This is a genomic window from Pollutimonas nitritireducens (genome assembly GCF_002849615.1).
Lineage (GTDB): Bacteria > Pseudomonadota > Gammaproteobacteria > Burkholderiales > Burkholderiaceae_B > Pollutimonas > Pollutimonas nitritireducens.
In genome coordinates this window covers 167,472-178,930 of the sequence record NZ_PDNV01000001.1, presented here as the reverse complement: position 1 = coordinate 178,930, position 11,459 = coordinate 167,472, and the positions used below count along the sequence as shown (strand labels likewise).

Here is an 11,459-nt window from a genome sequence, read left to right as displayed (position 1 = left end):
CGTCTTGCACAATTCTATATGACGTTTACGTAAACGTAAATGCGTCGTTAGGCGGGTGTGATGATCGCCGCCAGCTACGCGCTCGATGCGCCGGCGTGTTTCTGCTCGAGCAACACCCGGCAGGTTTTTTCCTGCTGTGCGATTTCCTTGAGCGTAAGGTCAATATCCTGGCGCTGGCGTTTCAATGCATCGCGGTGCTGGCCCAGTACCTGCAGGTAGTGCTCCAGTTGTGCAATGGATGCTCCCGGTCCGTCGTACATGTCGATCAGACTGAGGATTTCGGTGAGTTGCAAGCCCAGGCGCTTGCCCCGCAGTGCAAGCTTCAGCCGCGTGCGGTCGCGAGGATGATAAACACGATTGCGTCCGTCACGGGTGGGGCTGACAATGCCCTGGTCCTCGTAGAAGCGAATAGTGCGCGGCGTGATGGAAAATTCTTGCGCGAGCTCGGAGATGGTCCAGGTAGGGTTGGTCATGGCGGGTGTTGGCAGTTTACGTTAACGTAAACTATGATGCCATAATACGTCGATCAGGCATACTGCGATAAGAATGGAGACACAGCATGAACCCGAATGAACAAAAACTGGCCTACCCATGGGGCGATACGCTGCCCGACGCGGGGGCGGCCCTGACTGTTGCCGATGGCGTCCGCTGGATACGCATGCCATTGCCATTCGCCCTGGACCATATCAATCTCTGGCTATTGCGCGACAAGATCGATGGACGCGAGGGTTGGACCATCGTTGATTGCGGGGTGTCGCGCGATGACGTCAAGGCCTTATGGGAGCAAGTATTCGAGAATGCGCTGGACGGCCTTCCGGTGTTGCGTGTCATCGTTACGCACATGCATCCCGATCACATCGGCCTGGCCTACTGGCTGTGCCGCAAGTGGAACGCGCCCCTGTGGATGACCATGACCGACTATGCGGTGGCCCGCCTGTGGTCGCGTCCATCGGTGGGCGGCATGGCGGCAGGCGGCCCCAATGGCCAGTCGGCGGTGGACCATTTCACCCGCCATGGCCTGAACGATCCCGAGGCGCAAGACAAGATACGGGAACGCTCCAACTATTACCCCGGCCTGGTCCCCGAGGTTCCAGCACGTTTTCACCGCATCATGGACGATGACCGGGTCTCGATAGGTGGTCGCGATTGGCGCATCATAGTGGGTTATGGGCATGCGCCCGAGCATGCTTCCTTGTACAGCGATACTTTGCGCGTGCTGATATCGGGCGATATGGTTTTGCCGCGCATTTCCACCAACATCAGCGTGTTCGATTACGAACCCGACAGCAACCCTCTGCCGCTGTACCTGAATTCCCTGCGCGCCTACGACGACCTGCCGGAAGACACGCTGGTGCTGCCTTCCCATGGCCGTCCGTTCAGGGGCTTGCATGAGCGCGTTGGCCAGCAGCACCTGCATCATGCTGAACGCCTGGCCGAAGTGCTGGACGCCTGTAGCTCAGCGATGAGTACGACGGATATTCTTCCCGTCATGTTCAAGCGCAAGCTGGACTTGCATCAGCTGACCTTCGCCATGGGCGAAGCGCTGGCCCATTTGCATGCCTTGTATTTCGAAGGAAAGCTTACGCGCAGCATTGGCGACGACGGCATCATCCGATTCACGCGGAGCGCGAGCGCCGATTCACTGGCCAGCCCACTGGCCAGCCCGTCAGCGCTGCATATAGGCAAGCCGTAGCGCCAGCCCCAGGAATACGACGCCAGCAATGCGGTTAAGCAGCCGTTGTGCACGTTGCGAACGCTGGATGCGCTCGCCCAGCAGGTCGGAACACAGTGCTATGGCGCCAAACACCAGTAGCGTTGCAAGCATGAAGAGCCCGCCCAGGGCCAGCGTTTGCATCGCGACTGACCCGCGCGCGGTATGGGTGAATTGAGGTAAAAAGGCCAGGAAGAAAAGCGATACCTTGGGATTGGTCAGGTTCATCACGATGCCACGACGATACAGCTGAGCCTTGCCTTGTCTGGCTGGCCTTGCCTGATCCGTCACGTCGGCTTGCGCATGGAACGCGCCCCAGGCCAGATAGAGCAGGTAAACGGCGCCAGCCAGTTTCAATACCGTGAAGGCGGCCTCCGATGCCGCGAACACGGCAGCCAATCCTGCCGTCACGGCAATGGTATGCCCGATCAGCCCAGTGCAAAGCCCTAACACCACCAACATTCCCGCGGCGCGTCCCCATAAGGCCGATTGCATCAGCACAAACAGATTGTCGGGACCAGGCGCCAGGGCCAGCAATACGGCTATGCTGAAAAACGAAACCGCCACTTCGAAGGTCAACATGGTGATTCTTGGTATCCTTGAGGATTGAGCCCGTTGCTCCATCCGAGTTTCTAACTATACGCCATGGCCAATTCTATTCCCGCTGATCTTGACACACTGCTGCAACATACTGGAATCGGTGAATTTGACCCTGTCCATGGGGCCGCGCCGGTCGCCCTTCCCGCAATGCGCACCAGCACCGTACGTTTTCAGGATCTCGACGCGCTCCATCGCGCCCAGCAGGCCAAGGCCAAAGGTGACCGCAGCGTAACCTATGGCCGCGTCGGAATGGATACGCATGCGGCGCTCGAGGATGTCTTCTGCACGCTTGAAGGTGCCGAGCGGGCGTTTCTCGCCTCGTCCGGGCTCGCAGCTATTACGCTGGCTTTTTTCAGCATGCTAAATAGCCAGGATCATGTGCTCGTGGCCGACTGCTCGTATGGACCGGTACGCTATCTCGACAAGGTTGTGCTGCGCCGCATGGGCATTGAAGCAACGTATTGTCGTGCAACGCCTGACGCACTCAAGGCGCAGCTGCGTCCCAATACGCGAGTCCTGTATGTTGAGTCCCCAGGATCGTTGTTATTCGAAATGTTGGATATCCCCGCGTTGGCGGCCTTCGCCCAGGAACATGACCTGATCCTGGCCGTCGATAATACCTGGGGATCGGGCTACATCTATCGTCCGCTGGAACTGGGCGCAGACATTTCCATCGTGGCGGGGACCAAATACGTCGGTGGCCACTCGGACCTGATGCTCGGAGCTGTCATGGCCAAGGACCCGGCCTTGATACAGCGCATCAACGACACGCACTATGCCATGGGGTATTCCATCAGCGCCGATGACGCCTGGCTGGCCATACGGGGTGTTCGTACGCTTCCGATACGCATGCGGCAGACCGCCCGGAACGCCCTCGAAATATGCGACTTTTTCAATTCGCGCCACGAAGTTGTCCGCATCTATCACCCGGCCCTGCCGGCCGACCCCGGTCACGCGATATGGCAGCGGGACTGCACCGGATCCAACGGCATGCTTGCTGTCGAGCTCCGGCTCGACGACGCCGCGGCACGCCGCTTTGTCGACGCCTTGACGTTGTTCGGTATTGGATTCTCGTGGGGCGGCTTTGAAAGTCTGGTCCAGTTGGTGGACCACGGCGCGCTGCAAGTGCACGGATACTGGACGCCAAGCGATAATGCGATCGTCCGGCTGCACATCGGCCTGGAGTCTACCCGGGACTTGATTGCGGACCTGAGTCAGGCGCTGGAGCGCGCCGCCGCCCGCGCCTGACGCTGCGTTCGTCGTTTATTCATTGACCATCTCGACCAGCTTCTGTGCCTGGGTGATGGTGCCTTCATAGCTGTTGGCCAGGGTTGGCGAGGTGACATACTTGCCTCCCACCGCGATACTGGGGGTACCTTCGATATTGTAGGCCTTGGCCAGTTCATTGGCGCGCGTGACCTTGGACTGCAGGCCGAAGGAATTGAACACATCTTCGAACGACTTGCGGTCCACGCCCTTGCTCACCACCCAGTCGGTGATTCCCTTGGCGTCGTAAATGCGTTTGCGCTCGCCATGTATGGCCTTGAAAACTTCAGGATGCAGGTCGAGCCTGTTCAGGCTTTCAAGCGAGTAGTACAGCTTTTGGAGGTCTGCCATGCTGGCGTTGAATGCCACTGGCACCGGCTTGAGCACGACATTGTCCGGCAGGGTTTTGGCCCATGTCTGGACCATGGGTTCGAGCGTGTTGCAATGCGGGCAGCTATAGGCGAAAAACTCGAGTACTTCTATCTTGCCTGTTGTATCGGAAGGCTGAGCGGGTTCAACCGTGACATAGCCCTTGTCTTGAGCCTGAGCGGCAGGCACGAAGAGTGCGCTGGAGCCGATGGCAATAACAGCAACGGTACGAAGAAACAGGTTTTTTAACGACATATATTTGTTTTCCAGAACATTACAGGTACACATAAGACTGGGACGACGGGCAAAAGTTCAGGCCCGTCACGCTGTCGACAGGTTTACTGGCGGATCACGGATGACGCAATTTTCTCTTCGCCCAACCGTGCCCGCGAGCGATTCATTTCATCGATACCCTTGAACGGACCGACGCGCACGCGATTGATCGTAGATCCATTCACTTGCGCCTTTTGCACCTGCACAGGCAGGCCCATCAGGAGGATACGGGCCTTGACCGCTTCGGCATCGTTTTCCGACCGGAAGGCACCGGCTTGAAGGTAATAGGTCTGGCTATTGGCAGCGGGAGGCGGTGGCTCGGTGCCGGGCACCGGCTTTGCCGGGGCGGGCGCTTTGGTGGCCGGCCGTTCGGCCTTGCCGAGGCTGGCTATCAGGTTGCCCAGACTATCGGGTGCACTCGGGGCCGTGCCGACTGCCGGACCGCTGGCCGGGGGGATGCCCGGCAACGGGGCCGGCGCGGTATCGGTCGGGCCGGTGGGCGAGACGCCGGCAGCGCCGCTTTTGCCATACAGTCCCAGGTTCGGATCGGGCGCATCGCGCACGTCGGGCAGTAGTGTCTTGGCGGGATCGCGACTGGCCTTGTCCACGAAAGGCATGGGCACTTTGGTGACGAATAGCGCTACGGCCACGGCCGCGGCCAGGCCCAATATGAGGCCTACCAGTACCCCGAACAAGGTACTGCCGCCTGATTTCGAGCTTGATGATTTGCGACTGTTGCGGGCCATAAAGGGAGTTACATCCTTTCAGGGGCGGAGACCCCAAGTAATTCAAGGCCGCCGGCGATGACTTGCCGTGTGGCGTGGGCAAGCCGCAGGCGGGCAAGCTTCAGCTTGTCGTCGTCTACCAGGACGCGTTCGGCGTTGTACCAGGCATGGAAATCGGCGGCGCAATCACGCAGCCAGAAAGCCAGATGGTGAGGTGCAAGTTCCTGGGCGGCCAGGGCAAGCGTGTTGGGGTATTCGGCAAGGCGCTGCATCAGTGCAAATTCGGTCGGTGCCACTAGGTTATCGATGGACGCCAAGGCGATCTGGTCTGCCAGGTGGGCGGATTGGCCAAGCATGGAGCAAATCCGGGCGTGCGCATACTGAATATAGTACACCGGGTTTTCTTCGCTTTTCGACAAGGCCAGATCGATATCGAACACAAATTCGGAGTCGGCTCGCCGCTGGCTGAGGAAGAATCGTACTGCATCTTGTCCCACCCAGTCGATCAGATCGCGCATGGTGACATAGCTTCCAGCGCGTTTCGATATTTTGACCTCGGCACCGTCGCGCACGACCTTGACCATCTTGTGAAGAACATAGGACGGGAAGTCTTTTGGAATTCCTATTTCGAGTGCCTGCAGTCCCGCGCGCACGCGTGCAATGGTGCCGTGATGGTCGGTGCCCTGGATGTTGATCGCGCGGTGAAAGCCCCGTTCCCATTTGGTGACGTGATAGGCGACGTCTGGAACGAAGTAGGTATAGCCGCCTTCGGACTTGCGCATGACACGATCCTTGTCGTCGCCCGTGCCCAGTTCTGTCGTGCGCAACCACAGTGCGCCTTCGCTTTCGTAGGTATGGCCGGCGGCGATGAGCGCCTGTACGGTTTTCTCGACTCGTCCGCTGGTATACAGCGAGCTTTCCAGATAATAGTTATCGAACTTGAGACCAAAGGCCTGCAAGTCCAGGTCCTGTTCGCGGCGCAGATAGGCGACGGCGAACAAGCGGATATCGTCCAGGCTGTCAAGATTCTTGGTGGCGGTGACAGACACCCCGTCGGTGCCCACCACCGTTGCGCCGGACTGGAAGTCGCGGGCGATGTCCATGATGTAGTCGCCCTTGTAGCCATCGGCGGGAAAGTCGGATGCATCGGGGGCGATATCCCTGGCGCGTGCCTGGACACTGATGGCCAGGTTATCGATCTGATTGCCGGCGTCGTTATAGTAGAACTCGCGAGTGACGTCATAGCCCTGGGACGTAAACAGGCGGCACATGGAGTCGCCGAGTGCGGCCTGGCGGGAATGGCCCACATGCAAGGGCCCCGTTGGATTGGCCGACACGAATTCCACCATCAATTTCTCGCGATTCGGCTTGCGGTGGCCGAACTGGATTCCTTCCTGCGCAATGACATGCAGCACGGCCTGCCGCGCCGTAGCGGATAGTCTGAAATTGATGAAACCAGGGCCTGCAATTTCCGCGGAACTGATCAAGGATGACGTTGCGGGGTCGGCCAGCAGCGCCGAAACGATTTCCTGGGCCAACTCGCGCGGATTGCGCTTGGATGGCTTGGCCAGTTGCATGGCGACGTTGCAGGCGATGTCGCCGTGGGCTGCCACCTTGGGACGCTCAAGCAGAATGGATGGCGCGGCTTCGGGCAGGATATGGCCCACGGCAGCCTGTATCAGGGAGATGAGTTGTTGTTGTTGCCCAGGAAGCATAAGACGTAGTACTTGAAAAGAGAGGAGCATAGCCCGCGCAGGGCATGTTCGGTCGTTGGGAGCAACGCCGAAAGGACGCAAGACGCCGGGAAGGGCTAAATGATAGCGTGATTTCCCGGGTACTGCCTTGCAGTCCATGTTGGAAACCGCCGCCATGGGAGCCTGCGGTCAGGAAGGAACTGCCTGCCAGCCCAGTTCATCGTGCAGCCACTGCGCGTAGCCCGACATGTCGACCGTACCGACTTCGCTGGTATCCAGCGTCCGCCAGTTTTCCGGCCGGGCGATCATGGACTCGGTGGCGGCTCGCTGAGTATGTCCTATTTGGCCATGATCATCCTGATAGTCGAGCAGTAAGGAGCCATCGGCCTGATCGATGCGGCGGTCGCCATTCTGTATGGTTCGGGCGATGGAAGAGCGCCCATCGTGCAGGATGGGATCGGAAATTTCACGGTCACCTTCCGCCAGGGTGCCGAAGCGCAGCGAGGCGGCGCGTGCCTGCCACAGCATCCAGTTGAGGGTTACGTCCGCAAGGTCGCCACGTACGGAAGGCCGGCCATCATCCCTGCGCATGGCACCTCCGCCGATATCGGCATGGGCACCTATGAACGGTGCCTCGACAAGGTTATAGCCCCCGCCATCGCTCGCGATGGTGAGCGGATACATCCAGCGCCGTTCATGCAAGGCGACAGCGTGCGCGACCCAGGCCCAGGCTGGCGCGATGGTCAGGTCGTAGTTGGCGTCATGCGAACCGGCAATGCCGAATTGCGCCACGGTGTCGAACAAGCCCATGAAGCGCAGGTCCACGCAGGCGGACACGGACCGCCTGGCACCGTCGCGATAGGAGAATAGTCCGTCGCGGGTATGCTGGTTGATCAGGTTTCCAAAATGCCGGGCAAGTGCGGCGCCGCGCGAATAGCCGATGATGTCTATCGGCACCTGTTGCCTGCGGTCGCCGGCACGTTCCAGTGTATTCAGCAAGGATTGCCACTGGTTTTCGATGATTTGCGGGGCATCCCGGCCGGTGACGCCGTCCCAGTCCAGGTACATGGAATTGCCAGGCCCGGTATGGTAGTAGACCGGTCCGTCTGTGTACGCCTGGCTGAGCTTCCACACATTGCTAAGCGTTTCAGGTCCATTGCGGGTTCCATCGAAGGCGAAAAGCACCAGTCCCAGCGGATCGACATAGCGGCGCGGCTGCTGGTCGGCGTAGCCGAATGCCTGGTTGCCGGGTATGGGCCCCAGCGGATCGGGTTCGAGGTACTGCCCGATTTCGGGCGCGTAGGTGCGCATGACATTATCGTGCCAGCCCGTGGCGCGATCGAAAACCTGCCCGGGCAGCCGCAGATCCAGTTCAAGGTCGCCAGCCAGGCGAGTGGCGGCGCCTGTTGGACTATAACTGGCCAGCCAGCGCATTGCTTGGCGTGCGTCGGTCACCAGGCGCGGTGCACCAAGAAAATCGGCATGGACGGCGAAAAGCTGTGCGGAACCCGTACCCAGGCTTGTGTCTGGATAATCGATAAAGCCGACCGGCACATGGTGGGCATAGATATAGCGGCGGGTGATGGTGAGTGTGGTGTTGGCCTTGACGTTTTCGGCTACCGGACCTGGACGGGATTCGGCAACCAGTCGATTGTTCAGATAAAGATAGTGGATAGTGCCATGTTCGCTTTGCTGGGCGATACGGTGCCCGAAGGCATTGTGCTGATAATGGGTTGGCGCCTTTCCCGGGCGATGCACGGCGACGAGGCGACGATTTGGGCCGTATTCAAGCACGGTATCGCCAGACGCCACCGGCAGACCGGACGCATCGCGACGGATGAAAGGCCTGTGCGTGACGCCATGGCTACGCCTTGCCGCCAGCGATCCATCATCGTTCCAGGCATACCAGAGGCGGGTGCCGCTGCTGACCGGACTGGGATCGGATGTTGGCCTGGCCTGAGCCCCGATAAGCCGGCTGTTCTTGTCGTAGGCATAGTGCCAGTTCATGGTGTGCGCGCCTGGAACTTTTGTCTGGTACTGTTCGTGCCGCAGGCGGCCTTGTTGGTCGTAGGCATGGGCCAATGACCATAGTGCCTGGTCGCCCTGGTATACGGCTAATTGGCTGGCCTGCCCCTGGCTGTCGTTGGTGCTAAGCACACATAGGCCATTCCCGTGGCAATAGCCCGCATTTCCCGGTTTACTTTCTATCACGGTGTGTGCCATGCCTTGCGCATCGTGCCAGGTAATGCCCAGCAAACGGCTGTCGGCGCCCCACCGATAGGCCAGCGAACCGCCCTCGGGTAAATGGTGGTGTGTCAGACGGTGTTGCGCGTCGTAGTTGAATGATTCGGAATACCGCAGCGGCATGGTCGACTGTGACGGGCGCTCGACCTTCCGGTGGATCAGGTGGCCCGCGCGATCGTACCGGCGTGATTCTGTTTCGTTGGGGTGGCGTATATGCGTCAAACGGTCTGCGCGCCAACGCAGGGTTGTTTTCAGTGTGCCGTTTTTATTCGTTTCAAGCAGCCGGATCGGGCGGCGCAGTGCGTCGTACTGGTAATGCACGCTGTCCGCGTTGGCCCAGATGCGCTGCGCCGGCAGGGAGTCGGTGTTGTAGAGGATGCGCTCGGTGCCTGTTGAATTGGAATGCCAAGCGCTGCGAAGGCCCCGGGAATCATAATGCAAGGCCAGCTCTGGCCAACCGCTACGTTGCGGTGCCAGCCTGAGGATGCGGCCGGCGGCGTCTCGCGCCAAGCGTGTGCCGTTGATTGTGGTGAGCCTGCCATCCTGGTCGTAGCGCGCCGTGCTTCCGACCGGGGCGCAGCCCGTGCATCCTGCCCCGGTCACGCTGGTCAGGACGAAACGCCCGCCGTTTATTGCTGTTTCAAAACGCGTTTCCTGCTGATCGGCGTTGGTGACGACGGTAAGTCCGGTTTGCTGCGTCGTGGCCTGCCGCACATAACGGACGTTGATCCTGTCCACCTGGCTTGACGGCGCGCCGTGTACGGACAGTACTGCTCTTCCCCGGTCATCGTAGCCCCAGCTGTGGCTGCGTATCGCCTGCGACGCGTCGGTTGAGAGGGTCTCGATGCCGGTGATCGCCCCGACATTTCCTGCTTGCAACGCCGGTTCGTACAGGTAGCGCCTTTGCATGCCATCCGGCCGGGTCAGCTGTGTCAGACGCTGCAGGCCCGACGAGCCGGTAGCGGAAGGTTCGTGCTGGTATCGAAAGCGTCCCAGTGCGGTGTCGATATGGGCGAGATACGCCCGCCCGTCGCTGACATGATAGGAAAATGACAATGAGTGTCCCAGCTGGTTGCTGACCTTGCTTATTGTTCCTTCCAGCGGCCCGGGCTGGACATTTCGTTCAATATTCAGCGCGAGGTGCCGCCCCGCGGCCAGACGCACCAGGTGGCCGCTTGTGTTGAACCACAACTGCCTGCCGGTGGGCCATGTCCATACCCTATCCTTGCCGACGGACTCCAGCTTTCCATACTGATTGGCGGTGGGTTTGCCCGCAGTGACGAAGAAATCGACACGGCTTCCGTCTGCCTGAATGATCTGCCAGCGGTCGCCTGCGTAGGCAAGCCGGGTGTCGTAGGAAAGCTGCCATCCTATCCCCACGGTTGATGCGCGGCGGTCCAGCGCGTTGTAGTGGCGCACGATCTCGATACCGGGAGTGCTTAGGTTGGCAGGGAGGTCGGTTTCCTGCTGGTATTTATTGCCAGTGACAATGTGTATGGGGTTGCCGGCGCCCAGGTTCAGAGTGGGCTCGGGGCGGCTTGCCACGGCAAGGCCGCCCGTGGCGCAGGGCTGGCCCAGCAGCGAGGGGCCGCAAGTGCCCGCCGCCCGGGTGTAAGGCACGCCGGGCAATGCCAGCAGGACGAGCAGACAACATGACAGTCTCCGCATTACGATTCGACCTCGAGTCCAATGAAACAGGTCTCGCCATGGTGCCGCTTGGCAGCATTCGGAAGTTAGGGTAGTGTATGGATGTGTCTATTGAGGGAAACCGAATATGTTAGTTGTCTTTCACTCTAAGGCCGCTGCCGAAGTGCTCATGTTCTCGAAACATGCTCTGCCTATTCTTCGGGCTGCTGGCAAGCCCTATACCGATACGCTGCCCGAGCGCGGTGTTATTACACGCGACCAGCTCGACGCTGCGATCAAAGGCATCGAAGCCGCCATTGCCGCCGACGTCGAATCTGAATATCCCGACGACCACACCGATGACAACGATTCGAAAGAGCACCCTATTGCGCAGCCGGTAAGCTTCCGGCGCCGTGCCTTTCCCTTGCTGGCCATGTTGCGGCTCTCGCGCGAGCAGGATGCCGATGTCATCTGGGAACCCGCGCCCACCTGGTAACGCTCGTGATGCGATAAGGGGCATTGTCATTCATATGACAGTCACTGAGACTGGCTTTGCGTACGCTTGCGCCTGGTCATGGTCTTCAAATGCTTGAATGGAGTGCTTATGCGCAGTGTGGTCACCGTAATTTTCAACGCCCGACAATCGGTAGAGCTGGCGGTCGATGTCGAGCCGGGGGGCGCCGCCTCGTCGGCGGCGCGCGAGTGGTTTGAAACGACATGGACCCGTTTGGGTTGCGAACCCTTGCGCGCCAGTGGCAAGGTATTGATGCTGGACAAGATACTCGGCGTGGCGGACGCGCTTGGTTATGTCGAACTAGCTAACGATGGCGACACGGCTCGCGAATTCGCCCGTCAGGCGGCGATGGCGCTGGAAAAATCCCGAATAACCGTGGATCTCCCCGGACTCGTGGTGGGCTACTAGTCATGGGCGCGATACGGTGGCCACAGCAG

9 protein-coding genes and 1 pseudogene are annotated in these 11,459 nt (G+C 59.9%); 4 read left to right on the top strand and 6 right to left on the bottom strand.

What is annotated here, in order from left to right:
• Positions 1-74: 74 nt before the first annotated feature.
• A complete protein-coding gene (locus CR155_RS00870; RefSeq protein WP_102068121.1) occupies positions 75-473 on the bottom strand; it encodes a MerR family transcriptional regulator in 399 nt (132 codons plus the stop codon).
• 86 nt (positions 474-559) lie between these two features.
• Here CR155_RS00870 and CR155_RS00865 point away from each other — a divergent pair.
• Positions 560-1,618: pseudogene (locus CR155_RS00865) on the top strand (MBL fold metallo-hydrolase); the annotation flags it as partial.
• Between the two features lie 48 nt (positions 1,619-1,666).
• On the opposite strand, the gene CR155_RS00860 reads toward CR155_RS00865, so the two are convergent.
• Positions 1,667-2,293 (bottom strand): LysE family translocator, encoded by a 627-nt coding sequence (locus CR155_RS00860; protein ID WP_102068119.1) that lies wholly within the window; start codon positions 2,291-2,293, stop codon positions 1,667-1,669.
• A 63-nt stretch (positions 2,294-2,356) separates the two neighbouring features.
• On the opposite strand from CR155_RS00860, the gene CR155_RS00855 reads away from it, so the two are divergent.
• On the top strand, positions 2,357-3,559 hold the full coding sequence (locus CR155_RS00855; protein WP_102068118.1) for a trans-sulfuration enzyme family protein: 1,203 nt from the start codon (positions 2,357-2,359) through the stop codon (positions 3,557-3,559).
• Between the two features lie 15 nt (positions 3,560-3,574).
• Here the strand turns inward: CR155_RS00855 and CR155_RS00850 are convergent, their stop codons facing one another.
• The 4 genes from CR155_RS00850 to CR155_RS00835 all read right to left on the bottom strand — a co-directional run bounded on the left by CR155_RS00850 (position 3,575) and on the right by CR155_RS00835 (position 10,550).
• The gene (locus CR155_RS00850) at positions 3,575-4,201 is read right to left on the bottom strand and encodes a thiol:disulfide interchange protein DsbA/DsbL (protein WP_102068117.1); all 627 of its coding nucleotides are present in this window, start codon (positions 4,199-4,201) and stop codon (positions 3,575-3,577) included.
• A gap of 83 nt (positions 4,202-4,284) precedes the next feature.
• Complete coding sequence (locus tag CR155_RS00845) at positions 4,285-4,965, bottom strand: SPOR domain-containing protein (RefSeq protein WP_102068116.1); 681 nt, start codon at positions 4,963-4,965, stop codon at positions 4,285-4,287.
• An 8-nt stretch (positions 4,966-4,973) separates the two neighbouring features.
• A complete protein-coding gene (argS, locus tag CR155_RS00840; RefSeq protein ID WP_102068402.1) occupies positions 4,974-6,659 on the bottom strand; it encodes an arginine--tRNA ligase in 1,686 nt (561 codons plus the stop codon).
• A 168-nt stretch (positions 6,660-6,827) separates the two neighbouring features.
• A complete protein-coding gene (locus tag CR155_RS00835) occupies positions 6,828-10,550 on the bottom strand; it encodes a phospholipase effector Tle1 domain-containing protein (protein ID WP_102068115.1) in 3,723 nt (1,240 codons plus the stop codon).
• 106 nt (positions 10,551-10,656) lie between these two features.
• Between CR155_RS00835 and CR155_RS00830 the strand changes: the two genes are divergently transcribed.
• Positions 10,657-11,004 carry a DUF1840 domain-containing protein gene (locus CR155_RS00830; RefSeq protein WP_102068114.1) on the top strand — a complete coding sequence of 116 codons (348 nt, stop codon included), beginning with the start codon at positions 10,657-10,659 and terminating at the stop codon, positions 11,002-11,004.
• 108 nt (positions 11,005-11,112) lie between these two features.
• The gene (locus CR155_RS00825; RefSeq protein WP_102068113.1) at positions 11,113-11,430 is read left to right on the top strand and encodes a hypothetical protein; all 318 of its coding nucleotides are present in this window, start codon (positions 11,113-11,115) and stop codon (positions 11,428-11,430) included.
• Positions 11,431-11,459: the final 29 nt, after the last annotated feature.

Coding starts and splice junctions, on each gene's coding strand:
- CR155_RS00870 (WP_102068121.1), bottom strand. CDS start 473: ATGACCAACCCTACCTGGACCATCTCCGAGCTCGCGCAAGAATTTTCC.
- CR155_RS00860 (WP_102068119.1), bottom strand. CDS start 2,293: ATGTTGACCTTCGAAGTGGCGGTTTCGTTTTTCAGCATAGCCGTATTG.
- CR155_RS00855 (WP_102068118.1), top strand. CDS start 2,357: ATGGCCAATTCTATTCCCGCTGATCTTGACACACTGCTGCAACATACT.
- CR155_RS00850 (WP_102068117.1), bottom strand. CDS start 4,201: ATGTCGTTAAAAAACCTGTTTCTTCGTACCGTTGCTGTTATTGCCATC.
- CR155_RS00845 (WP_102068116.1), bottom strand. CDS start 4,965: ATGGCCCGCAACAGTCGCAAATCATCAAGCTCGAAATCAGGCGGCAGT.
- argS (WP_102068402.1), bottom strand. CDS start 6,659: ATGCTTCCTGGGCAACAACAACAACTCATCTCCCTGATACAGGCTGCC.
- CR155_RS00835 (WP_102068115.1), bottom strand. CDS start 10,550: ATGCGGAGACTGTCATGTTGTCTGCTCGTCCTGCTGGCATTGCCCGGC.
- CR155_RS00830 (WP_102068114.1), top strand. CDS start 10,657: ATGTTAGTTGTCTTTCACTCTAAGGCCGCTGCCGAAGTGCTCATGTTC.
- CR155_RS00825 (WP_102068113.1), top strand. CDS start 11,113: ATGCGCAGTGTGGTCACCGTAATTTTCAACGCCCGACAATCGGTAGAG.